Origin of the sequence: Acidovorax sp. MR-S7 (assembly GCF_000400995.2) — a bacterium.
Taxonomy (GTDB): Bacteria; Pseudomonadota; Gammaproteobacteria; order Burkholderiales; family Burkholderiaceae_C; genus MR-S7.
This window is the reverse complement of the sequence record NZ_DF238891.1, coordinates 25,511-48,468: the sequence shown is the minus strand read 5'-3', so window position 1 is coordinate 48,468 and position 22,958 is coordinate 25,511. Positions and strand designations below refer to the sequence as shown.

Below are 22,958 nucleotides of genomic sequence, written 5' to 3'. Positions count from 1 at the left end.
AAACAATCTTTAAATGGTGTCATTGATCGACAGAACGCCGCCCAATATCGCGACGATGATAAAGGCGACCATCATCCCCAGGAAAATGATGATGAGGGGCTCCAGCGTGGCCAGCACGCGGCCCATGGTGCGCCGGCCTTCGTCTTCATACCGATCCGCCAAGCCCAACAAGGTTGCATCGAGTTGCCCGGTTTCTTCCGCGACGCGGATCAACTGGGGGGTGCTGGTCTTGGCGAAATACCGGGACACGAAGCCCGAGGAGAGCCTGCGGCCCGCCTTGACCACGCCGACCAGCGGCTCCATGTCGCTGCGCAGGACGGTGTTCGTCAGCGTGTCGATAGAGATGCGCAACGCATCGATCATGGGCACGCCGCGCTGCAGCAGCACGCCGAAGGTGCGGAAGTAGATCGCGAATTGCAGGTTCTGGAGCACCCTGCCCATAAGGGGCAGCCCCAGCAGCGCGCCATCGAGCTTCATGCGCCCCGACGGCGTTGCCACCCAGCGGGATACGAGCCAAAGCACGGCGGCCAGCGCAGCCAGCATCGCCATCCAATGGAATCGCAGGAAGTCGCTGACGTCAATGACCAGCTTGGTCGAGTACGGCAGCGCATCGCCCATGGAATCGAAGATGTCCCGGAATTGCGGAACGACGAATGCCAGCAGCAGCACGACGGACAACACCGCGACCACCAGGAGGATCATGGGGTACATCATGGACGAGATGATGTAGTTCCTGAGCTTATCCTCCGCTTCCAGCTGCGTCGTGAGTTCCTTGAGGATGACGTGCAGCGAGCCGGACGCCTCGCCCGCACGAATCAGGATCAGATACTGGCGCCCCAGCTCCTTTTCGAACGGCAGCAGCGACTGGTAGAGCGACTTACCCGCGCGTACCCCCTCCTCCACCTTCGAGATGAAGGCCTTGAGCCGGTCCGTATTGGCTGTCTCCTTGAGCATGCCCAGCGCCTTGTCGAGCGGCATGTTCGCCTGCTTGAGATGGGACATCTCGCGGCTGAACAGCAGCACGTCCGCCCGCTTGAGCTTCACGCCCTGATCGGACGCAGCCTTCTGCTCCGCCGCGCCCTCGGCGAAGCGCACCGGAGTGATGCCCTGGCCGATCAGCCGCAGCCGGGCAGTCTCTGCGTTGGGCGCGCGCACGGTGCCCTGGCATGGCCTGCCATCGGCGGTGGTTCCGGCGTAGTGGAATTCAGTCATTTTGACGGGCAACGCGCAGCACTTCCTCTGCCGTCGTCAAGCCTTGAAAGACCTTGGTGGCACCGTCTTTCAGCAAGTTCCCTCCCACGTAAGCGCTGTCGACGCCAGTCACGGCCGTTCCCTCTTCGAGCACCCGCCGCTTGACTTCTTCCGTGAGCAGGAGCAATTCATGGACGGCCAGCCGCCCCCGGTAGCCCGTGCCGCGGCAGTGCGGACAACCGACCGGCCCGTAGAGCGTCCTCCCCTCCTCCAGCACCATCCCTAGGGATGCCGCGGCCGCCCGTGCCTGGTCCTGCGAGAGGGGCGTCTTGCACTCCTTGCACAACTGGCGCACCAGCCGCTGCGCCAGCACGCCGACCACGGACGCTGTGATGAGATAGGGCTCCACCCCCATGTTAATCAGCCGGACGATGGCACCCATCGCGCTGTTGGTGTGCAGCGTGGACATCACCAGGTGGCCCGTCAGCGCGGCCTGGACGGCGATCTCGGCCGTCTCGCCATCGCGCATTTCGCCGATCATGATGACGTCCGGGTCCTGCCGCAGGAAGGAGCGCAGCACCTTGGCGAAAGTCAGCCCGATCTGGGGCTGGACCTGCACCTGGTTGAGCCACTCCAGCCGGTATTCCACCGGGTCCTCGACAGTCAGGATCTTGAGGTTCTGCCCCTCCATCTCCTGCATGGAGGCATATAGCGTGGTGGACTTGCCGGAGCCGGTGGGCCCCGTCACGAGCAGGATGCCGTGCGGCACGCTGAGCAGCTTGCGCATGGCCTGCAGCGTGGGCGGCGTGAACTGCAGGCTTTCGAGCGAGAGCAGGTCGAAGTTCTTCTCCAGCAGGCGCATCACCACCGATTCGCCGAACATGGTGGGCACGGTGGAGACGCGCGAATCCATCTCCTTGCCATGCACGCGGATCTTGGTGCGGCCGTCCTGGGGCATGCGCCGCTCGGCGATGTCCAGCTGGGAGAGGATCTTGATGCGGGAGACGACGGCTGGCGCATCCTTGTTGTCGATTTCCTCGATGGGAAAGATTTCCCCATCGACGCGGATGCGCACGACGGACTTGTCTTCGTAGGTCTCGATGTGGATGTCGGATGCCTGCGCCGCCACGGCCTGCGAAAGGATGTGGTTCACGCGCTGGATGATGGGCGCCTCCGACGCCATGTCGCGCAGGTGCTCGATGAATTCCGATGCCTCGGCCTGGCCGCCCTCCGCCTCATCCGCCTGCGCGTCATCCTCGAGGAACCACTCGCCCAGCCGGGTGGCGATCTCCGACTCCAGCCCGAAATACAGGTTGGGCACGCGCCCGAACACGAGGGTCAGCGCGCTGTGGAGGGCCGGGCTGCGAGGGTCCGCCGATACGAAGTCCGGAATGGACCCCTCGCTCTCGACATCGCCCAGCGGCAGCAGGTTGTTGGACAGGAGAAAGCTCGTGTTGAGCAGCGCGGTGTTGGGCCTGTCCTGCGGAAAGGCCTCCAGGCGCACCAGCGGTAGCCCGGCCTGCCGGGCCAGCGCGGCATAGACGTCCACCTCCGACACCAGCCCCAGGCTGATCAGCAGGCGCCCCATGCGCCCGCCCATCGAGCGCTGGACTTCCAGGGCCCGCTCAAGATCATTGCGGGAGAGCTTTTGCTCCGCCAGAAGCATCTCACCGAGCCTGGGCGTGGCCGCGGCGTTCTCCTGCACGGTTTCCGTTTCAGCCAATTGATTCATCACGCACGCCTTTATCCAGCTTCGCCAACGTCATACCCCATGCCTACCAGAACAGCAGACGGCTGCACCGGTCCAGCGCAGGCCCGGCGTAATACCGCCGATGCCCGCCAAGCCGCCGCCACAAGGGCCGGCCGCGCCAAGCTAGGTAGTCTTCCACATACCCACCGTCCCGCCCCAGGCTGTCCAGCCGTTCGCGCAGCGCCAGGGCCTGGGCGCGGGTGGCCTGCCCCAGTGCGCGCACCCGGCGCAGCACCCCTGGGGCATCCGCAACCAGCCGGGCCAGCCGGTTGCGCAGCGTCCGCCCCTTGGCGCCCAGCTGGTTCGCGCCATGCTGCCGATACAGCACCAGCGGCTCGTCCAGGAACGACCGGTGGCCACTGCCCGCGAGCAGGGCGCACCACCAGTCGTGCATGACCGCCGCGGCTGGCAGCGGCAGGGCCGTCTGCAGCAGCGCGCGGTTCACCATCATCGCGCATCCGGTCACCTGGTTGATGCTCAACAGCGCGTCGGCGGTGCAGTTCGCCGGGTCGAACCGCTGGTGCCGCACGAAGGAAGGGTGAACGACGTTCAGCGCAGAGTCCACGACCACCAGATCCGAATGCACGACGCACGCAGCGCCCTCGCCCGCCCGCGCTTCGAGGCGCTGCATTTCCGCCAGGGTGGCTTCGATCTTGCGGGGCAGCCAGATGTCATCCTGGTCGCAGAACGCCGCCCAGCCGGCCTGGGCGTCCCGCAGGCTGGACTGCATCAGGTTCTCGAAGTTCCGCACCGTGCCGCGCCCCGGCGCGGCGTTGGGCACCAGCACCAGCCGCCCGCCAAACCGCGCCCTGTAGCTTTCGAGCAGGGTCAGCGTCCCGTCCGTGGAGCCATCGTCGCTGACCAGCAGGCGAAAGTCCTGGTGCGTCTGGGCCAGGAGGGAGTCCAACTGCGCGCCCAGGTGCCTGGCGCCGTTGTAGGTGGCCAGCAGCAGATCCACGCAAGTTGACTTCATGGGGCGATTTTCCTACACGGCCAGAAGTCACGCATGCGCCGCGCGGGCGCCGCATTCGGAGCGGATCAGCGCCTCGTAGGCGTCCGTGATCCCTTCCCAGGTGTAGCTTTCCGCGATGCGCTGCCGTGCGCGGCGGCTGCGTTCGGGCCGCTGCCCGTCGGCGGATGCAGCCCATTGGTCCAGGCTTCGGGCAAGCTGCTCCGGGGTGTCGAAATAGGCAGCGGCATCGCGGGCCACTTCGCGGTTGTAAGGATTGTCGTGCGCGAAGACCCAGTTGCCGCACGCGAGCGCTTCGAGCAGGGACGGGTTCGTCCCCCCCACGGAGTGGCCGTGCAAGTAGCAGGCCGCATGCACGCGCAGGCTCTGGAGCTGGTCCGCGTCGTAGATCCCGCCGACGAAGCGCACCTTGTCACCCGCCATCGACAGCAGGCGCCGCTGATAGGCCGTGGCGCCGGTCACACCGCCCACCACCACCAGTGGCCACGGCCCGCCATGCAGCAGGCAGCCCTGGATGATCTCCTCGATGTGATTCTCCGGCTCGGGCCGCGCCACCACGAGCAGATAGCGGTAGGGCTGCAGGCCCCAGCGGGCGAGCATGGCCGGTTGGGCCTCCTGCACGAGCTCGGCGCCATAGGCGATGAAGCTGCAGGGCGCCCCCCGGGGATAGAGGGACCGGAACCGGTCCGCGATGGCTTGCGCGTCGGCAATGGTCCGCGTGGCGGCGCGGCTGGCCACCCATTCCATCGCGCGCAGGTAGATGCGCGCCACGGCGCTCCATTTGCTGCGCGCCCATTCCAACCCATCGACGTTGATCCACACCGGCACGCCGGACAGTCGGGGCCACCAGCAGGCCCAGGCGGCGCCGTAGCCGAGCATATACACGAGGTCGTACCCCTTGCGCGCATCCCACAGGCAGGCGCAGTCGTAGGCCAGCACCGACGCGGCTCCCCAGCGGGGACGGCGCCGGTAACGCACCCGCACGCCCAGATGGTCGCTGTCGGCACCGGGTGCCACGCCATCGGCCTCGGCATACACCGTAACGCAATGGCCCCGTGCCACCAGCCGGGTGGCCAGTTGCTCAGCGAAGGTCTCGAACCCTCCATAGCCCGCCGGAATGCCCCGCGTGCCCAGGATGGCGATCCGCAGCGCAGGCGGCTGCGCCCCGGTGGAACACGCCTGGGTCAAAGATCCGCCTCGGCGAACGCGCGACCCGCCTGATCCTTGGCGGACAGTTGCGGGGCCACGCCAAGGTCGGGCCAGCCGATGGCGAGCTGCGGGTCGTCCCAGCGGATGCAGCGCTCGTGCTCGGGGCTGTAGTAGTCGGTGGTCTTGTAGAGGAAGTCGGCCGACTCCGAGAGCACCAGGAAGCCGTGCGCCAAGCCCGGGGGCACCCAGAGCTGGCAGTGGTTGTCCTCGGTCAGCTCCGCTCCCACCCACTGGCCGAAGGTGGGCGAGCCCTTGCGGATGTCCACGGCCACATCGAAAACGGCTCCCCGTACCACACGCACAAGCTTGCCTTGCGCCTTGGGAGACGTCTGGTAATGCAGACCACGCAACACACCCTTGCTGCTGCGGCTGTGGTTGTCCTGCACGAACCGATGGTTTGTGTCAGTGGCCTCGTTGAACGCCTGCTGGTTGAAGCTCTCGTAGAAGAAGCCTCGGCTGTCACCAAAGACCTTCGGCTCGATAAGCACCACATCGGGAATGGCAAGTCGGGTAGCACGCATATCGGCTTAGTACACTTTCTCGTTCAGCAGGCGCTGCAGATACTGGCCATAGCCGTTCTTGGTCAATGGCTGGGCCAGTTGTGCAAGATGGGCACTGTCGATCCAGCCATGGCGCCATGCAATTTCTTCAGGGCAGGCGATCTTCAGCCCTTGGCGATGCTCCAACGTAGCAATGAACTGGCTCGCCTCCATCAGGCTGTCGTGCGTTCCCGTATCCAGCCAAGCATAGCCCCGCCCCATGATCTCGACGCTGAGCAGGCCCTGTTCCAGATAAAGCCGGTTTAGGTCTGTGATTTCGAGCTCGCCACGTGGCGATGGCTGGAGTTGCCGTGCCAGTTCCACCACCTGGCCATCGTAGAAATAGAGTCCCGTGACGGCATAGTTGCTCTTGGGTTTCGCGGGCTTTTCTTCCAGCGACAGCACCTTGCCGGATGCATCGAATTCAGCCACGCCATAGCGCTCGGGGTCGTGTACGTGATAGGCAAAAACACTCGCTCCTTGCGTGCGCGCCTGTGCATGCGCAAGTAGTTCATGGAAGTCGTGGCCGTAGAAGATGTTGTCACCCAACACCAGAGCACTGGAACTGCCAGCCAAGAACGACTCGCCAATCAGGAATGCCTGCGCCAGGCCGTCCGGGCTGGGCTGCACAGCGTATTGCAGGCTCAGCCCCCACTGGCTGCCGTCACCCAGCAGCTGCGCGAAGCGCGGCGTGTCCTGCGGCGTGCTGATGATGAGGATGTCGCGGATGCCCGCGAGCATCAGGGTGCTCAGCGGGTAATAGACCATGGGCTTGTCGTAGACCGGCAGCAGTTGCTTGCTGATGGCCAGCGTGGCCGGGTGCAGGCGCGTGCCGGAGCCGCCGGCGAGGATGATGCCTTTGCGTGGAATGGTCATTCAGAGAATCTCGGTGAGCATGCGCGCCACGCCTTGCTGCCACGGGGGCAGCGTAAGCCCGAAGGTGACCCGCAGCTTGCTGGTGTCCAGCCGCGAGTTGTGGGGCCGCACGGCTGGCGTAGGGAAGGCGCTAGTAGGCACCGGCGCAATCTCGGTTGCTTTTATTTCGATAGCTGTCTGCGCTTTCCTAGCGTGGCTTACAACGTATTTTGCATAGGAATTCCAAGTGGTTTCCCCGCCCGCTACGCAGTGGTACAAGCCACCGTCCTCGGGCTTGCGCGCCAAGTGCCGGATGGCATGGGCCGTCACGTCGGCCAGCAGGTCGGCGCCCGTGGGCGCTCCCCACTGGTCGTCGATGACAGTGAGGCGCTCGCGCTCCTGCGCCAGCCGCAACATGGTCTTGGCGAAGTTGCCGCCGCGCGCGGCATACACCCAGCTCGTGCGCAGGATGAGGTGCTTGCAGCCGGATTGCTGGATCAATTGCTCGCCTTCGAGCTTGGTGCGTCCATAGACGGACAGGGGTGCGGGCGTATCGGTTTCCACCCAGGGGCGGGAGCCGCTGCCGTCGAAGACATAGTCGGTGCTGTAGTGGACCAGCCATGCGCCCAGGCGCGCGGCCTCCTCGGCCACCACGCCGGGGGTGGTGGCGTTGAGCAGGCGGACACGATCGGGCTCGCTTTCGGCCTTGTCCACGGCGGTGTGGGCAGCGGCGTTGACGATCACGTCGGGGCGCAGGGCGCGCACGGTGTCGGCGATGCCCGCAGGATTGCTGAAATCGCCGCAGTGTTCCTGGCTGTCGAAATCCAGCGCCGTGACCTGGCCCAGCACGGACAGGCTGCGCTGCAGTTCCCAGCCGACCTGGCCGCCTTTGCCGAAGAGCAGGATGTTCATGCTGCCTCGTATTGCTGGGACACCCACTCGCGGTAGGCGCCCGTCTGCACCTGTTCGACCCATGCGGGGTTGTCCAGGTACCACTGAACGGTCTTGCGAATGCCGGTCTCGAAGGTTTCGGCAGGCTTCCAGCCGAGCTCGCGCTCGATCTTGCGCGCGTCGATGGCGTAGCGGCGGTCGTGGCCGGGGCGGTCGGTCACATAGGTGATCTGCCGGGCGTAGCGCTGGCCGTCGGCGCGCGGACGCAGCTCGTCGAGCAACGCGCAGATGGTCTGCACGATCTCGATGTTGGGCTTCTCGTTCCAGCCGCCGACGTTGTAGGTTGCGCCCACGCGCCCGGCCTGGAGTACGCGGCGGATGGCGCTGCAATGGTCCTTGACGTAGAGCCAGTCGCGCACCTGCATGCCGTCGCCGTACACCGGCAGGCCCTTGCCGGCCAGGGCGTTGACGATCATCAGCGGGATGAGCTTCTCGGGGAAGTGCAGCGGGCCGTAGTTGTTGCTGCAGTTGGTGGTGAGCACCGGCAGGCCGTAGGTGTGGTGCCAGGCGCGCACCAGGTGGTCGCTGGCGGCCTTGCTGGCGCTGTAGGGGCTGTTGGGCTCGTAGCCGTGCGACTCGGTGAAGGCGGGCGCATCGGGCGCCAGGGTGCCGTACACCTCGTCGGTGGAGACGTGCAGGAACCGGAACGCTTCCTTTTCCGTAGCACCCAGCGCTTGCCAGTAGTGCCTTGCGGCTTCCAGGAGCCTGAAGGTGCCGACCACGTTGGTCTGGATGAATTCACCCGGGCCGTGGATGGACCGGTCCACGTGCGATTCGGCGGCGAAGTTGACGATGGCACGCGGGCGGTGCTCGGCCAGCAGGCGCTCGACCAGGGCCGTATCGCCGATGTCGCCTTGCACGAACACGTGGCGTGCGTCGCCCCGCAGGCTGTCCAGGTTATGCACATTGCCCGCATAGGTCAGCTTGTCGAGGTTGACCACGGGCTCGGCATGGTGCGCCAGCCAGTCGAGCACGAAGTTGGCGCCGATGAAGCCTGCGCCGCCTGTTACCAGAATCATGGGTTTGCTAGAAAAACGTCTGCCGCCGGGGCAAAACGCTGATTATCCCATCGGGCCGCCTAGCCTTGTAACAGCGTCCGATTAGTGGCTGCAACCTACACGGGACCGCCCGCCTTGCCCGGACAATGCGCGCTCCACCACGCACAAGGATTGCCCATGCCCCGCTCCCGCCACGACGACGCCCCGCCCCCCGCTGGCGAGCTGCCGCGCATGGCGCGCGATTCGGCCCAGCAGATCTGGCTGGCCGGGCTGGGCGCCTTCGCCAAGGCGCAGGAGGAAGGCGGCAAGGTCTTCAAGGCGCTGGTGCAGGAAGGCGTGGCCTTGCAGCGCAACACCCAGAACGCCACCGAGGCCCAGTGGAGCGAAGCGGCGCAGCGCGTGGGCAGCCTGGCCTCGGGCCTGGGCGCGCGCGCGGCCGGTCAGTGGGACCGGCTGGAGGGCATCTTCGAGGAGCGTGTCTCCAAGGCGCTGCAGCGCCTGGGCGTGCCCACGGCCGGCGAGCTGCAGGCGCTGCGCGAACGTGTCGACGCGCTGGAGCAGGCTCTGGCGCGCGAGCGTGCGGCCGCCCCGCGCGCGGCGCCCCGGCGCCGCAGCAACACCGCGGGCGACAACGACTGAAAACCCGGGTACGCAAGCCCGCACGGCGCGGGTAGAGTCAGACCCCATCACGACGATGGGAGGAGACAGCCCATGGCGCGAAAAGCACCCCGCCGCACCGCCGAACGCATCCTGGAGGCCAGCCTCGGGCTGTTCAACCGCTTCGGCGAACCGAATGTCTCCACCACGGCCATCGCGGCCGGACTGGGCATCAGCCCCGGCAACCTCTACTACCACTACCCTGCCAAGGACGGGCTGGTCAACGCGCTGTTCGCGCGCTACCAGGAGGAGCTGGGCGCCCTGCTGCCCGCCAGCGGCGACGTGGCGGGCGTGGAGGACGCCTGGTTCTTCATGCACACGCTGTTCGAGCTGATCTGGCAGTACCGCTTCCTCTACCGTGACGTGAACCACTTGGTCACCCACAACCGCGTGCTGGAGGCGCAGTTCCCCGCCGCGCTGCAGGCCAAGACCGAAGCCATGCGCCAGCTGCTGCTCGGCATGGGCCGCAGCGGCACGCTCAGCATCGGGAACGAAGACGAACTGCAGACCACCGCCACCAGCATGGTGGTGGTGCTGACCTACTGGCTGAGCTTCGAATACGTGCGCGACCCGCGCCGCGCCCTGGAGCCCGAAAGCGCCCAGGCGGCGCTGCTGCGGGGCGCGCACCATGCGCTGGGGCTGCTCATGCCCTACCTGGAGCCCGAGCAGCATGCGCACCTGGCGCACCTGGCCGGCGCCTACAGGGCCGGGGTCTGAACGAAACGCCGCGCGGCGATCTCCAGCAGGCCGTCGAAGATCAGGTTCTCGACCAACTCGAAGGGACGCACCATGCTGGGCGCCATCTTCCAGCCTGCGCCACCCGCCATGATGCACACGGGCTCCTGCCCGCAGTGCGCGAGGAGGTGCTGGTACATGCGCTCCACCGCGCCGGCGATGGCATAGGTGCCGCCGCTGGTGAGCGCGTCGCTGGTGTTCGAGGGGAAGGGCCGCACCTCGCCCGTGGGCACGTGCAGGCCGGCGGTGCCGGTCTCCAGCGCGCGCAGCATGATGCCGTGGCCCGGCAGAATCAGGCCGCCGAGGAAGCGCCCGGACGCATCCAGCGCCTCCACGGTGACGGCTGTGCCCACCATCACCACGATGAGCGGCCGCGCCGGGCCGCGCGCCAGCATGCGGTGGCGCGCGCCGATCATGGCCACCCAGCGGTCGGCGCCCAGGCGCGTGGGGTGGTCGTAGCCGTTGACCACGCCCGCCTCCTCGCTGGAGGGCACGACCCAGCGCGCCGGCACGTCCCACAGCTCCATCTGCTCGGCCACCCGGCGTTTGATCGCATCGCCTGCCACCACGCAGCCCAGCATGTGGGTGGGAGCGGGCAGCTCGGCCCAGGGGCCTTCCGACAGGCGTTCGATGTGTTCCAGAAATTCAACCCCATGCGCGCGCATGGCGGCGCCGGGCTGTGCCGCATCGAACAACGCCCACTTGAGGCGGGTGTTGCCCACGTCGATGGCCAGGAAAGTCATGGCGCGGATTATCCCGAGTTTTGCCGGAAGGCCCCAGCGCCCGCCCAATGCGACGAATTGTCAACCATGGTATGGCCCGTCCTTGTCCGACATGCCGCGCACTCCCGCAGCCGCTACAGTCGGCGCTGCATCGTTTCTTGCAACCTCAAAAAGGAGTGTGAACCATGGGTCTGTTCAGTTTCATCAAGGAAGCCGGCGAAAAACTGTTCGGCGGCAAGGAAGCCCAGGCCGCGGCCGCCGCCGCGCCTACGCAGGCCGAGCTCAACGCCAAGGCGGGCCAGGCCATCGAGACCTACATCGCCACGCAGAACCTCGGCGTGAGCAACGTCAAGGTGGCCTTCGAGGGCCCCGACGGCAAGGTGACGGTGACGGGCACCGCCCCCACCCAGGCCGTCAAGGAGAAGGTGACCCTGTGCTGCGGCAACGTGGCCAGCGTGACCAGCGTGGACAACCAGATGGCTGTCACCAACCCCGAGCCCGAGGCGCAGTACCACGACGTGGTGCGCGGCGACACGCTCTCGGCCATCGCCAAGAAGTTCTACGGCGACGCCAACAAGTACCCGGTGATCTTCGAGGCCAACAAGCCCATGCTGACCCACCCGGACAAGATCTACCCCGGCCAGAAGCTGCGCATCCCGCCGCTGGCCAAGTAATCAGGTTTCAAGCCAAAACGGCTGCCAGCGCTTGATGGTCAAGCGCTGGCAGCTATTTTTTTGGGAGCATCAGGTCTGCCGCCACGGCAGGCCGTGGAAGCGCCAGCCGCCGCGCCGGTTGCGCTGGCCGTTCTCGTCGGCGTCGCCCTCGAAGCCTCCCAGGATGTTGTAGGCCTCCAGTCCCAGCGCCGCCGCGCGGCGCGCCGCCGCCACCGAGCGCACGCCGCTGCGGCACAGCAGCACGGCCTTGGTGCCGGGCGGCACGGCGGCGCGGACCTGCGCGTCGAAGTCGGGGTTCAGCGCCATGCCCGGCCACTGCTTCCAGGCCACGGCGACGGCGCCGGGCACGAAGCCCACCCAGTCGCGCTCGGCATCGGTGCGCACGTCCACCAGCACGGCCTCGCCGGCCTGCACCCATTGCCAGGCCAGTTGCGGGCTTACGTCGCCCGCGTAGCCATCGTTCGTCATAGCGGTCTCCTGTTCAATCCCATGGAGGGGCAGGCTGCTCGCGCAGGTGCGCGCGCAGCACGGCATAGTCTGGCACCACCGTGCCCACCGTGTCCCAGAAGCGCGGGCTGTGGTCCATCACGCGCAGGTGCGACAGCTCGTGCGCGACCACGTAGTCGATGATGGCCGGGCGGTAGTGCATCAGGCGCCAGTTCAGGCAGATGGAGCCGTCGGCGCGCGCGCTGCCCCAGCGCGTCTGGGCGCTGGACAGGCGCAGCCGCGTCCAGCGCACGTCCAGCAGCGGCGCGAAGTGCTGCAGCCGCTCGGTGAAGCGCTGGCGCGCCTCGCGCATCAGCCAGGCCTGCACCGCGTCGCGCACCTGCGCGGGCGCGGCGCCGTGCGGCAGGGCGACGTGCAGTTCGCGCACGCCCGGCGCCGACGCCACGAGCGCGCCGCCGCGCCCGGCGAAGCGGTGCGCGGGGTCGAGCACCACGTGCAAGGGCTCGCCCAGGTAGGGCAGCACCGCCCCGTCGCCCCACTGGATGCGCGCGCTCTCCAGGCGCTGCTGGCGCGCCTGCTGCTCGCCCAGCTTGCGCACGATCCACGCGGCCTTGTCGCGCAGCGCGGCATCCACTCCCGCCAGCGTGACCCAGGCGGGGGCGCGCACGGACAGCCCCTCGGGGCCGACGGTGAAGCCGATGCTGCGCCGCCGCGCGCGCGCGAGCCGGTAGGCGACGCATGCCTCGCCCAGCAGCACCTCGCGGTTGGCTTCGGGATGGCGGAAGACGGCGGGCGCGAGCAGGCCGGCCAGCGGCTCGGCGGGCGCGGGTTTTGCTCCCTTTAAAGGAGCTTCCTGCGCTTGATGGGCGGGCGCTGGAGGCCGATTCGGCTCTATCTCCTGGCTGCCGTTCCAGAAGTCCAGCGCCAGCTGCACCAGCCGCTGCATGGCGTCAGTCCCGGTACGCCTCGGGGTCGAGGCGGCGCATTTCGGCTTCGATCCAGGCCTCGACCTCATCCATCAGCTCGTCCGGCTTGCGGCCTTCGCTGGGAATGGGCCGGCCGATGGAGACGTCCACCACGCCCGGGCGCTTGATGAAGGCCTTGCGCGGCCAGACCTTGGCCGAGGTGACGGCGATGGGCACCACGGGCACGCCGGCCTCGATGGCCAGGCGCGTGCCGCCGCTCTTGTACTCGCCCTTCTCGCCGCGCGCGGTGCGCGTGCCCTCAGGGAACATGATCACCCAGGTGCCCTTGGCCAGCAGCCGGCGCCCCTGCTGCAGCACCTTGACGAAGGCGCGCGCGCGCTGGCCGCGGTCGATGTGGATCATGTCCAGGCTGCCGATGGACCATCCGAAGAAGGGCACGGAGAGCAGCTCTTTCTTGAACACGTAGGCCAGGGGGTGGGGCATGATGGCCGGCATGAGGAAGGTCTCGTAGGTGGACTGGTGCTTGACCAGCAGCACCGCGCCTTGCGTCTCCCCCTGCGGCAAATGCTCCATGCCCGCGATGCGCGTGCGGATGCCCAGCAGCACGCGGGCCGCGTCGATGCACAGCGCAAGCCAGGCGCGCGCCACCCGGTAGCGCGCGGCCGGGCCGCCGCCCAGCAGCCGCACCAACAGGATGGCGCAGGTGTAGGGGATCACGGTGACGATCATCACCAGCAGGTGGAGGACGGAACGGATCAGGGCCATGGGTGAACAGATGTAATTGTTTTCACGCTCCAGCGCTTATCAGGCAAGCGCAGGCAGCTATCGATCAAGGAGCATTCGGCGGAGGCGGCCCCTGCGATGCGATGCAGTCCACCAGATCCCCCAGGCTCGCATGCGCCCGGGTACCCGGCGGCCAGCCGGGCGGCAGGCCCTGGTGGGCATCGAGGTGGGCCGAGCGTCCCGTGCACACCATGTGCAGTTGCGCGCCCAGGTCGGCCGCTGCCTGCAGATGCGCCAGACAGCTACCGACGACCAGGATCTGCGACCCCTCCACGCCGTAACGCTCCTGGATCTGCTGCATCAGCCCCGGAGCGGGCTTGCGGCAGGCGCAGGCCTCGCCCTCGGCATGCGGACAGTAGAACACCGCGTCGATGCGCCCGCCCAGGCTGGCGAGCAGGCGGTGCAGCTTGGCATGGATGGCCACCAGCGCCTGGGTGTCGAACAGCCCGCGGCCCAGGCCCGGCTGGTTGGTGGCCACCACGACGTGCCAGCCGGCCTGGTTCAGGCGCGCCACGGCCTCCAGCGCGCCGGGCAGCGGCTCCCAGTCCTGCGGCGAGGCGATGAAGCCGTCCCCCAGGGCATTGAGCGTGCCGTCGCGGTCGAGGATGGCGAGTTTCATGGCGCGATTATCGGCTCCAGCCCGGTAACGTAGCGGCCCGTGGCGCGCCCCGTGGCCCAGTGCACGCGCAGGCGCTGGCCCGCGCGCCATTGCGCGGTGGCGGGGTCCTCGGCCAGCACCTGCTGCACTGCGTCCTCGCCCTGCAGCCGCAGCACCAGCAGCGTGCCGCCTACCGATCGCAGCGAGGGCGGCTGCGCACGGCTGCCCAGCACCTCGGCCAGCACGGGCGGCTGCGGCTGCAATGCGCGCAGGTTCACGTGGCGGCCGATCTGCGCCGCGCAGGCGGCCAGGCACGCCAGCACCCAGGCTGCGCCCAGCACCCGGCGCACCGGCCGCGCGCCGAAGCACCGCCATGCCGCCCAACCCAGGCCCAGCAGCGCCAGCGCCACGCCCACGCCCCAGCCCAGGGGGTGCAGCCAGCCCAGCGGGTCCTGCGTGCCCACGAAGGGCGCGAGCGGCCAGGCGGGGGACGGCGTGGCGCGGTCCTCCAGCCAGGCCAGCACCCAACGCACGCCGACCACGGCGGCCAGCGGGGCGAACAGCAGCCAGGCGGTGCGCCGCCGGGCCGCATCAGTCCTGGTCAATGAACCCACGTCGCCGAGCGCCGTTCACAACGCATGCAAAGGGCACTCCCCACGCGAGGGCCGCCGCGCAAGGGCCGCCCCGCCGCGCTGGCGGCGTCCCCCTTCCCACGCAAAGCGTGAGAGAAGGGGGAAGCGGCGAAGCCGCTCAGGGGGTTGTGCATGTGTCAGACCGCGAGGCGGGAGAGATCGGCGACGCGGTTCATCGCCACGTGCAGGGTCTTGAGCAGGCCCTGGCGGTTCAGGCGCAGGGGCAGGTCCTCGGCGTTGACCATCACGTCGTCGAAGAACGCATCCACCGGCGCGCGCAGCACGGCCAGGGTCTGCAGGCTGGCGGTGTAGTCGCCGCGCTCGAACTGGGCGTTGGCCTCGGGCACGAAGCGCTGCAGCGCGGCGTACAGGTCCTTCTCGGCCTGCTCGCGCAGCAGCTCCTCGTTCACGTGGGCGTCCACCTCGCCGGCCTTCTTGAGGATGTTGGTCACGCGCTTATTGGCGGCAGCCAGGGCCGGGGCCTGCTCCAGCGTGGCGAAGGCGCGCACGGCTTCGAGCTGGCGCGGCACCAGCGACAGGCGCTGCGGGCGCAGGGCGATGACGGAGTCCACCTCCTGGGCGCTGTAGCCCTGCTCGCGCAGGCTGCCGGCGAGGCGGTCGTAGAAGAAGTCGGCGAGCTGGGCCGTGGTGTCCTCGATCTTGTCGCCGAAGGCGGGCACGGCGCTTTGCAGCAGCGGCTGCAGGTCCAGCGGCAGGTCCTTCTCGATGAGCATGCGGATCACGCCCAGCGCATGGCGGCGCAGCGCGAACGGGTCGCGGTCGCCCGTGGGCAGGTTGCCGATGCCGAACATGCCCACCAGGGTTTCGAGCTTGTCGGCCAAGGCGACGATGGTGCCCACGTTCTCGCGCGGGAGCGCATCGCCCGCGAAGCGGGGCTTGTAGTGGTCCTCGATGGCGTGAGCCACTTCGTCGGGCAGGCCGTCGTTGATGGCGTAGTAGCCGCCCATGATGCCCTGCAGCTCGGGGAACTCGCCCACCATGTCGGTCACGAGGTCGGTCTTGGCCAGCAGCGCGGCGTTGTCCACGCAGGTCATGAGGTAGTCGAGCACCACCTCGGCGTCCTGCGTGCCCTGCAGGTCGTGGCGCGCGACCAGCCCGGCGTAGAGCGGCTCGGCGATGGCCTTGGCGATCTGCCGCACGCGCTGCACGCGCTCGCCCTGGGTGCCGAGCTTGTTGTGGTAGACCACCTTGTCCAGCAGCTCGACGCGGCTCGCCAGCGTCTTCTTGCGGTCCTGGTCGAAGAAGAACTTGGCGTCTGCCAGGCGTGGGCGCACCACGCGCTCGTTGCCCTGGACGACCGCGCTCGCGTCCTGCGGGGCGATGTTGCTCACCACGAGGAACCGGTGCGTGAGCTTGCCCTGCGCGTCCAGCAGCGGGAAGTACTTCTGGTTGGCCTTCATCGTGAGGATCAGGCATTCCTGCGGCACGGCGAGGAATTCGCGCTCGAACTCGCAGACGAGCACGTTGGGGCGCTCGACCAGCGCCGTCACCTCATCGAGCAGGGCCGCGTCCTCGATGGGACGCACGCCGCCGCCGACCTTTTCAGCGGCAGCCTGGAGCTGGCGCGCGATCTCGGCGCGGCGCTCGGCGAAGCTGGCGATCACGGCGCCCTCCTCGCGCATCTGGGCGGCGTAGCTGTCGGCGCTGCGGATCACCACGGGGTCCACGGCAGCCTCGAAGCGGTGGCCGTGCGTGGCGCTGCCCGCCGTCAGGCCCAGGGCCTGCACCGACAGCAGCACCTCGCTGCCGTGCAGCGCCACCAGGCCGTGCGCCGGGCGCACGAAGTTCACGCTGGTCCAGCCGTCCTGCAGCTGGTAGCGCATCACCTTGGGAATCGGCAGCTTGGCCAGCGCCTCGTGCAGGGCGGCCTGCAGGCCGTCGGCCAGCAGTGCGCCCTTGGCGGTGCTCTCGAAGAACAGCACCTCGGCCTTGCCGTCGTTCACACGCTTCAAGGCAGGCACGGCAGAGGCATCCACGCCCAGCGCCGCAAGCTTCTTGAGCAGCGCGGGCGTGGGCTGGCCGCCGGCATCCAGCCCCACGGCCACAGGCATCAGCTTTTGCGACACGGCCTTGTCGGCCGCCTGCGGCGCCACTTCGGTGATGTGCGCGGCCAGGCGGCGCGGCGAGGCATAGGCCGTCAGCTGCGAATGTGCGCCCGCCAGGCCCTGGGCCTGGAGCTGCTCCAGCAGCACGGCGCCGAAGGCGTCGCCCAGCTTCTGCAGCGCCTTCGGGGGCAGTTCTTCGACAAACAGTTCGACGAGAAGATTCGGATGGGTCATGGTGTCAGGCGGCCTTCTTTTTGTTGCTGCTGTCGGCCTTGGCGAGTTCGGCCAGCACTTCGTCGGCATGCGCGCGCGGCGCCATCGGGAAGCCCAGGCGCGCGCGGCTGTCCAGGTAGGCCTTGGCCACGGCGCGCGCCAGGTTGCGGATGCGGCCGATGTAGGCCGCGCGCTCGGTCACGCTGATCGCGCCGCGCGCATCCAGCAGGTTGAAGGTGTGCGCGGCCTTGAGCACCTGCTCGTAGCCAGGCAGCGCCAACTGCTCGGCCATCAGGTGCTGGGCCTGTTTCTCATGCGCGTTGAAGGCGGTGAAGAGGAAGTCGGCGTCGGAATGCTCGAAGTTGTAGGTGGATTGCTCCACCTCGTTCTGGTGGTACACGTCGCCGTAGGTGAGGCCATCCGTCCAGGTCAGGTTGTAGACGTTGTCCACGCCCTGCAGGTACATGGCCAGGCGCTCCAGGCCGTAGGTGATCTCGCCCGTGGCGGGCTTGCAGTCGATACCGCCGACTTGCTGGAAGTAGGTGAACTGCGTCACCTCCATGCCGTTGAGCCAGACTTCCCAGCCCAGGCCCCAGGCGCCGAGCGTGGGGTTCTCCCAATCGTCCTCGACGAAGCGGATGTCGTTCTTCTTCAGGTCGAACCCGAGCGCTTCGAGCGAGCCCAGGTACAGCTCCAGGATGTTGTCCGGCGCGGGCTTCAGGACCACCTGGTACTGGTAGTAGTGCTGCAGGCGGTTGGGGTTGTCGCCGTAGCGGCCGTCCTTGGGGCGGCGGCTGGGCTGCACGTAGGCGGCCTTCCAGGGCTCGGGGCCGAGCGCGCGCAGGAACGTGGCGGTGTGCGACGTGCCTGCGCCCACTTCCATGTCATAGGGTTGCAAAAGCGCGCAGCCCTGGTTGGCCCAGTAGGTCTGCAGTTGGAGGATGATTTGTTGGAAAGTGAGCATGACGGCTGGAGAAAAGGCACGCGCGCGGCGAACCGGTAATTTTAGGCTGGCAAGCGAAAACGGGGGCCAAGGCCCCCGTTCGACGCGATCGCTTGGCTCAAACGCCTTGCCAGCGCCGCAGCACCAGGCTGGCGTTGGTACCGCCGAAGCCGAAGCTGTTGGACAGCACGGTGTTCAATTGCGCGTCGCGTGTTTGCGTGACCAGCGGCATGTCGCCCAGCAGCGGGTCGGGCGTTTCCACGTTCACCGAGCCGGCGATGAAGCCTTGCCGCAGCATGATGAGGCAGTAGATCGCCTCCTGCACGCCCGTGGCGCCCAGCGAGTGGCCGGTGAGCGACTTGGTGCTGGAAAACGGCGGCACGGCGTCGCCGAACAGCGCCTTCATCGCGCGCACTTCCTGCATGTCGCCCACGGGGGTGGAGGTGCCGTGGGTGTTGATGTAGTCCACGCCGCCCTCGATGCCTTCGAGGGCCTGCTGCATGCAGGCGATGGCGCCGTCGCCGGAGGGGGCGACCATGTCCTCGCCGTCGCTCGTGGCGCCGAAGCCCACGACCTCGGCCAGGATGGTGGCGCCGCGCGCTTGCGCATGCTCCAGGCTTTCCAGCACCACGGCGCCGCCGCCGCCGGCGATGACGAAGCCGTCGCGGTTGGCGTCATAGGCGCGCGAGGCCTTCTCGGGCGTGTCGTTGTACTTGCTGGACATGGCGCCCATGCCGTCGAACAGCAGCGACATGCCCCACGACAGCTCCTCGCCGCCGCCTGCGAACATCACGTCCTGCATGCCCCACGCGATCTGCTGCGCGGCCGCGCCGATGCAGTGGGCCGAGGTGGAGCAGGCCGAGGTGATGGAGTAGTTGATGCCCTTGACCTTGAAGTTGGTCGCCAGGCACGCCGAGACGGTGCTGCTCATGCAGCGCGTGACCTGGTACGGCCCCACACGGCGGATGCCCTTCTCGCGCAGCGTGTCGGCCGCCTCGATCTGGTTGGCGGGCGAGCCGCCGCCCGAGCCCATGATGAGGCCGGTGCGCGGGTGGCTCACCTGTTCGGGCGTGAGGCCCGCTTGCTTGATGGCGTCTTCGAGCGCGATCTGCGCGTAGGCCGCCGCGTCGCCCATGAAGCGCAGCTGCTTGCGGTCGATGCGAGCCTCCAGGTCGATCTGCGGCACGCCGGCCACCTGGCTGCGCAGGCCCAGCTCCGTGAACTTCGGCACGGCCTGGATGCCGCTCCTGCCCTCGCGCAGCGAGGCTTCCACCGTCGCCAGATCGTTGCCGATGCACGAGACGATGCCCGCGCCCGTGATCACCACCCGCTTCCTGGTCATGCCGCAGTTTCTCCTTCGCGCAGGAACAGGCCCACGCGCAGGTCGTTGGCCACGTAGATTTCCTTGCCGTCGGCGAGCAGGCGCGCGTCGCCGATGGCCATGTTGAGCTTGCGCTTGATGACGCGCTTGATGTCGATCTCGTAGCGCACCAGCTTCACGTCGGGGCCCACCTCGCCGGTGAACTTGACCTCGCCCGCGCCCAGGGCGCGGCCCCGGCCGGGCAGGCGCAGCCAGGTGAGGTAGAAGCCGATGAGCTGCCACATGGCGTCCAGGCCCAGGCAGCCGGGCATGACCGGGTCGCCCTGGAAGTGGCAGGCGAAGAACCACAGGTCGGGCCGCACGTCCAGCTCGGCCTCGATCCTCCCGAGCCCATGCGCGCCGCCGTCGCTGTCGATGTGGGTGATGCGGTCGAACATCAGCATGGGCGGCAGGGGCAGGCGCCCGCTGTCGGGAGTGAACAACCGGCCTTCGCCCGAGGCGATCAGTTGGTCGTACGAGAAGGATTCAGCCATTGTGGAATTGATTTCTGAGAGGGTTTGCGCAGGAAAGCGCCCATTATCCAGTGTCGCGGCGCGCCGACCGCGCTGCGGGGCCAAGGGAAAGCCCTTTGCTCGTTGACCGCCATCAAACCCTGCGGCGGCGCAGCCACGCCCCCGCTGGCACGGCCAGCCCCAGCGCCCACAAGGGCGCCAGCCCCCAGCGCGCCACCCACCACGCATAGGGCGTGACCGGGCCGCCCCGCCCCTGCACCTCGGCGTGCAGCACGCCGCGCGTGTGCGCCGCCAGGCGGTGCGTGACCTGGCCGCGGTGGTCGATGACGGCGGTGGCGCCGGTGTTGGTGGCGCGCACCATGGGGCGCTCGAACTCCAGCGCGCGCATGCGGCTGATGGCCAGGTGCTGGTCGACGGCCACGCTGTCGCCGAACCAGCCGATGTTGCTCAGGTTCACCAGCAGCGTGGGCGCGCCGGCCGCGTCGGCGAAGCCTGCGCCGATCTCCTCTCCGAACAGATCTTCGTAACAAATATTCGGCGCGATGCGCTGGCCCTGCCAGGCCAGCGGGGGCTGGCGCAGGGCGCCGCGGTGGAAGTCGCCCAGCGGGATGTTCATCATCCGCGTGAACCAGCGGAAGAACGGCGGGATGAATTCGCCGAACGGCACCAGGTGGTGCTTGTCGTACTGGTAGGGCTGCGGCTGCCCCAGCGCGTAGCCGAGCACGGAGTTGGTGTAGCCCCGCTCCATGTCGCCCAGCGGGATGCCCAGCAGCAGCGCCTGCCCGCCCGCGGCATAGCGCTGGGTGATGCCGGGCAGGTAGCCGGGGTCGAGCTGCTGGGGCAGCAGGGGAATGGCGGTTTCCGGCGCCACGACCAGCGCGGCGTCGGCCGTGCGCAGCTGCTCGGCGTACCAGTGCAGCGCCAGCGGCACGCCGCTGCCGGGCTGGAACTTCTCGTCCTGCGGGATGTTGCCCTGCAGCAACGCCAGGGACAGGGGCTGCGTCTCGCCTCCCTCCAGCGCGCCGTGCCGCTGCGCGGCCAGTCCCGCCCAGGCCAGCGCGAGCACCGCCACCACCGCCCACGCGCGCGGGCGGCGCACGTCCGCCGGGCGCAGCGCCGCCAGCGCCATGGCCAGGGCCGCCGCCACGCAGCCCACGCCGTACACGCCCACGGCGCGCGCCAGCACGGCCAGCGGGCCGTCCACGTGGGCGTAGCCGCCCGCGCCCCAGGGGAAGCCCGTCCACAGTACGCCGCGCGCCAGCTCCGCCAGCAACCACAGTGCTGCGAAAACCATAGCTGTCTGCGCTTTCCCAGCAAGCCTCAGGGCCCGAAAACAGGCGCAGGCCAGCGCGTAGTAGCTGCCCAGGAAAGCTGCCAGCCCCAGCACGGCCAGCACGGCCAGCGGCGCGGCCAGACCGCCATAGGTGTGCATGGAGATGAACAGCCACCAGAAGGTGCCCGCGAGCCAGGCGGTGGCGAACAGCCAGCCCAGCAGCCCGGCGCGCCGCACGCAGCCCGCGCCCAGCAGCACGCGGGCGAACACCGCCAGCGACAGGATCTGCAGCCACCACAGCGGCTGGCCGCTGCCGGGCAAGGCCAGCGAGGCGGCCTGCGCCAGCCCCGCCAGCAGGGCCAGCAGCCATGGCAGGGCGGCGCGCATCAGTCCTCGGCGGCGGCGTCCGCGGCCGGCGCGGGCGACACCTTGAACCAGCGCACCGCGCCGCCCTTGGTGTGCAGCGCCACGAACTGCAGGCCGCCGAGCACCACGATCTCGCCCTTGCGCGGCACGCGGCCGAGCTCGTGCGCGATCAGGCCGCCGATGGTGTCGAAAGTCTCGTCGGGGTCGCTGCCGTGCAGGGGCGTGTCGAACGCCTCGGCCACGCGCTCGATGGGCGTGTCGCCGCTCACGCGGTAGGTGCGGTCGGCCAGGCCGAAGATGTCGCCTTCGTCCTCGGGGATGTCGAACTCGTCCTCGATCTCGCCGACGATCTGCTCGATCACGTCCTCGAAGGTGACCAGCCCGGCGATGCGGCCGAACTCGTCGATGACGATGGCCATGTGGCTGCGCGTGCTGCGGAACTCGCGGCCCAGGTCGTTGAGGCCCTTGCTCTCGGGCACGAACAGCGCGGGGCGCACCAGCGTGCGCACGTTCAGCCCCGGCGCGCGCTGCAGCTTGAGCAGGTCCTTGGCGAGCAGGATGCCGACGATGTTGTCGCGCTCGCCCTGGTAGACGGGGAAGCGCGAGTGCGCGGTCTGGATGACCTGGTGCATCAGCACCTCCAGCGGCGCGTCGATGTCCAGCAGGTCCATGCGGTGCGTGGGCACCAGCACGTCGGCGGCCGTCATCTCGGCCATGCGCAGCACGCGCTCCAGCATCACGCGCGCATCGGCGTTGATGACTTCGTTGTCTTCGGCCTCGGCCAGGGTGGCGATCAGCTCGTCGGTCGAATCGGGCCCGGGGTGGATGAATTCGACGAGGCGCTGCAGGAACGTGCGCTTGTCCTCCTTGTCGGAGGCGCGCGCAGGGTGCGGGTCGGACACGGTCGCGGAGTGCAGGACGTGCGGTGGTGGAACAGGCCCCTAGGATAGCGGATCGCCGGGCGCGGCCCCGGCGCGCTTTCTATTCGGCCGCCTGGTGGCGGCCGTCGCGCACGCCCTGGCGGATTTCCTGCACGTGCGACAGGAAGTGCCAGAACTGCCGCGCCTGCTTCTTGAGCTGGTAGTCCACCTCGCCGAAGTGCTCGGCCATGATCTCGGACATGCGCGTGTCCAGGCCGGCGGGCGGCAGCTGCAGGTAGGCCTCGGACTCCGAGCCGTCCTGGCGCACGGTGGCGCCCGCGTTGCGCGCGATCTTGAGCATGGCCGTGTTCTCGGACAGCGCGTGGATGAACATCATGCTCACGCCCCGGTTGCGCGCCAGCACCACGGCGCGCTCGAACAGCCGCGCACCGTAGCCCCGGCCACGCGCGCTGCCGGACACCGAGACGCCGAACTCGGCGCAGCCGCGGTGCGCTTCCTCCGTACTGAACGCCACGTGGGCCATGGCGATCAGCTCCAGGCGCCGGTTGAAGATGCCGAACACCTCGTCGCGCCCGAAGTCGAGCAGCTGCACGTAGCGGCGCACCTGCTCGTCGGTCGCGGAGTAGCCGAAGCGCAGGTAGCGGTCGCGCGGCTCTAGGCGCATCAGGTGCGCCGCGATGCGCTCGCGGTGCTGCGGGCCCAGCGAACGGATGGGCACCATCACAGTGTTCATGGCAGATGCTCGG

24 protein-coding genes are annotated in these 22,958 nt (G+C 68.5%); 3 read left to right on the top strand and 21 right to left on the bottom strand.

Annotation, left to right across the window (positions count from 1 at the left end; genetic code table 11):
• Nucleotides 1-9 precede the first annotated feature (9 nt).
• From AVS7_RS00230 to rfbB, 8 genes are read right to left on the bottom strand one after another with little or no spacing between them, the layout of a single operon-like run.
• The gene (locus AVS7_RS00230; RefSeq protein WP_020226487.1) at nucleotides 10-1,212 is read right to left on the bottom strand and encodes a type II secretion system F family protein; all 1,203 of its coding nucleotides are present in this window, start codon (nucleotides 1,210-1,212) and stop codon (nucleotides 10-12) included.
• Nucleotides 1,205-2,923, bottom strand: a complete 1,719-nt coding sequence (locus AVS7_RS00225; protein WP_020226486.1) for a GspE/PulE family protein — start codon at nucleotides 2,921-2,923, stop codon at nucleotides 1,205-1,207. The genes AVS7_RS00230 and AVS7_RS00225 overlap by 8 nt, the downstream gene beginning before the upstream one ends.
• Before the next feature lie 43 nt (nucleotides 2,924-2,966).
• A complete protein-coding gene (locus AVS7_RS00220; protein WP_024000687.1) occupies nucleotides 2,967-3,914 on the bottom strand; it encodes a glycosyltransferase family 2 protein in 948 nt (315 codons plus the stop codon).
• A gap of 27 nt (nucleotides 3,915-3,941) precedes the next feature.
• Nucleotides 3,942-5,099, bottom strand: coding sequence for a DUF1972 domain-containing protein (locus AVS7_RS00215; RefSeq protein WP_020226484.1), 1,158 nt, complete (start codon nucleotides 5,097-5,099; stop codon nucleotides 3,942-3,944).
• Entirely contained in the window at nucleotides 5,096-5,641 is a 546-nt protein-coding gene (gene rfbC / locus AVS7_RS00210; RefSeq protein ID WP_024000686.1) for a dTDP-4-dehydrorhamnose 3,5-epimerase, read from the bottom strand. Before rfbC ends, AVS7_RS00215 begins: the two co-directional genes overlap by 4 nt.
• Before the next feature lie 6 nt (nucleotides 5,642-5,647).
• Nucleotides 5,648-6,535, bottom strand: coding sequence for a glucose-1-phosphate thymidylyltransferase RfbA (gene rfbA, locus AVS7_RS00205; RefSeq protein WP_020226482.1), 888 nt, complete (start codon nucleotides 6,533-6,535; stop codon nucleotides 5,648-5,650).
• Nucleotides 6,536-7,426, bottom strand: coding sequence for a dTDP-4-dehydrorhamnose reductase (gene rfbD, locus AVS7_RS00200; RefSeq protein WP_020226481.1), 891 nt, complete (start codon nucleotides 7,424-7,426; stop codon nucleotides 6,536-6,538).
• Nucleotides 7,423-8,484, bottom strand: coding sequence for a dTDP-glucose 4,6-dehydratase (rfbB, locus tag AVS7_RS00195; RefSeq protein ID WP_020226480.1), 1,062 nt, complete (start codon nucleotides 8,482-8,484; stop codon nucleotides 7,423-7,425). Before rfbB ends, rfbD begins: the two co-directional genes overlap by 4 nt.
• 156 nt (nucleotides 8,485-8,640) lie before the next feature.
• Here rfbB and AVS7_RS00190 point away from each other — a divergent pair, with 156 nt between their 5' ends.
• Nucleotides 8,641-9,102 (top strand): phasin family protein, encoded by a 462-nt coding sequence (locus AVS7_RS00190; RefSeq protein WP_020226479.1) that lies wholly within the window; start codon nucleotides 8,641-8,643, stop codon nucleotides 9,100-9,102.
• A gap of 72 nt (nucleotides 9,103-9,174) precedes the next feature.
• Entirely contained in the window at nucleotides 9,175-9,837 is a 663-nt protein-coding gene (locus AVS7_RS00185; RefSeq protein WP_020226478.1) for a TetR/AcrR family transcriptional regulator, read from the top strand.
• Here the strand turns inward: AVS7_RS00185 and AVS7_RS00180 are convergent.
• Nucleotides 9,819-10,598, bottom strand: a complete 780-nt coding sequence (locus AVS7_RS00180) for a type III pantothenate kinase (RefSeq protein WP_020226477.1) — start codon at nucleotides 10,596-10,598, stop codon at nucleotides 9,819-9,821. The two genes, AVS7_RS00185 and AVS7_RS00180, sit on opposite strands and share 19 nt — an antisense overlap.
• 164 nt (nucleotides 10,599-10,762) lie before the next feature.
• On the opposite strand from AVS7_RS00180, the gene lysM reads away from it, so the two are divergent.
• Entirely contained in the window at nucleotides 10,763-11,251 is a 489-nt protein-coding gene (gene lysM, locus AVS7_RS00175; protein ID WP_020226476.1) for a peptidoglycan-binding protein LysM, read from the top strand.
• Nucleotides 11,252-11,320: 69 nt separating this feature from the next.
• On the opposite strand, the gene AVS7_RS00170 is transcribed toward lysM, so the two are convergent.
• The 12 genes from AVS7_RS00170 to AVS7_RS00115 form a co-directional block, all read right to left on the bottom strand.
• Entirely contained in the window at nucleotides 11,321-11,719 is a 399-nt protein-coding gene (locus tag AVS7_RS00170; RefSeq protein WP_020226475.1) for a rhodanese-like domain-containing protein, read from the bottom strand.
• Between the two features lie 13 nt (nucleotides 11,720-11,732).
• On the bottom strand, nucleotides 11,733-12,644 hold the full coding sequence (locus AVS7_RS00165) for a M48 family metallopeptidase (RefSeq protein WP_020226474.1): 912 nt from the start codon (nucleotides 12,642-12,644) through the stop codon (nucleotides 11,733-11,735).
• A 4-nt stretch (nucleotides 12,645-12,648) separates the two neighbouring features.
• Nucleotides 12,649-13,389 (bottom strand): 1-acyl-sn-glycerol-3-phosphate acyltransferase, encoded by a 741-nt coding sequence (locus tag AVS7_RS00160; RefSeq protein WP_020226473.1) that lies wholly within the window; start codon nucleotides 13,387-13,389, stop codon nucleotides 12,649-12,651.
• A gap of 64 nt (nucleotides 13,390-13,453) precedes the next feature.
• Nucleotides 13,454-14,026: a D-glycero-beta-D-manno-heptose 1,7-bisphosphate 7-phosphatase gene (gene gmhB, locus AVS7_RS25405; RefSeq protein WP_020226472.1), complete on the bottom strand. Its 573-nt coding sequence runs from the start codon at nucleotides 14,024-14,026 to the stop codon at nucleotides 13,454-13,456.
• The gene (locus AVS7_RS25400) at nucleotides 14,023-14,619 is read right to left on the bottom strand and encodes a hypothetical protein (protein ID WP_369799068.1); all 597 of its coding nucleotides are present in this window, start codon (nucleotides 14,617-14,619) and stop codon (nucleotides 14,023-14,025) included. Before AVS7_RS25400 ends, gmhB begins: the two co-directional genes overlap by 4 nt.
• 155 nt (nucleotides 14,620-14,774) lie before the next feature.
• Complete coding sequence (glyS, locus tag AVS7_RS00145) at nucleotides 14,775-16,937, bottom strand: glycine--tRNA ligase subunit beta (RefSeq protein WP_020226470.1); 2,163 nt, start codon at nucleotides 16,935-16,937, stop codon at nucleotides 14,775-14,777.
• 4 nt (nucleotides 16,938-16,941) lie between these two features.
• Nucleotides 16,942-17,880 carry a glycine--tRNA ligase subunit alpha gene (glyQ, locus tag AVS7_RS00140; protein ID WP_020226469.1) on the bottom strand — a complete coding sequence of 313 codons (939 nt, stop codon included), beginning with the start codon at nucleotides 17,878-17,880 and terminating at the stop codon, nucleotides 16,942-16,944.
• Between the two features lie 97 nt (nucleotides 17,881-17,977).
• Nucleotides 17,978-19,201: a beta-ketoacyl-ACP synthase I gene (gene fabB / locus AVS7_RS00135; RefSeq protein WP_020226468.1), complete on the bottom strand. Its 1,224-nt coding sequence runs from the start codon at nucleotides 19,199-19,201 to the stop codon at nucleotides 17,978-17,980.
• On the bottom strand, nucleotides 19,198-19,713 hold the full coding sequence (gene fabA / locus AVS7_RS00130) for a bifunctional 3-hydroxydecanoyl-ACP dehydratase/trans-2-decenoyl-ACP isomerase (RefSeq protein WP_020226467.1): 516 nt from the start codon (nucleotides 19,711-19,713) through the stop codon (nucleotides 19,198-19,200). The genes fabB and fabA overlap by 4 nt, the downstream gene beginning before the upstream one ends.
• A 112-nt stretch (nucleotides 19,714-19,825) precedes the next feature.
• Nucleotides 19,826-21,352, bottom strand: coding sequence for an apolipoprotein N-acyltransferase (gene lnt, locus AVS7_RS00125; RefSeq protein ID WP_020226466.1), 1,527 nt, complete (start codon nucleotides 21,350-21,352; stop codon nucleotides 19,826-19,828).
• On the bottom strand, nucleotides 21,352-22,233 hold the full coding sequence (locus AVS7_RS00120; RefSeq protein ID WP_020226465.1) for an HlyC/CorC family transporter: 882 nt from the start codon (nucleotides 22,231-22,233) through the stop codon (nucleotides 21,352-21,354). The genes lnt and AVS7_RS00120 overlap by 1 nt, the downstream gene beginning before the upstream one ends.
• Before the next feature lie 79 nt (nucleotides 22,234-22,312).
• On the bottom strand, nucleotides 22,313-22,945 hold the full coding sequence (locus AVS7_RS00115) for a GNAT family N-acetyltransferase (protein WP_024000684.1): 633 nt from the start codon (nucleotides 22,943-22,945) through the stop codon (nucleotides 22,313-22,315).
• Nucleotides 22,946-22,958 lie beyond the last annotated feature (13 nt).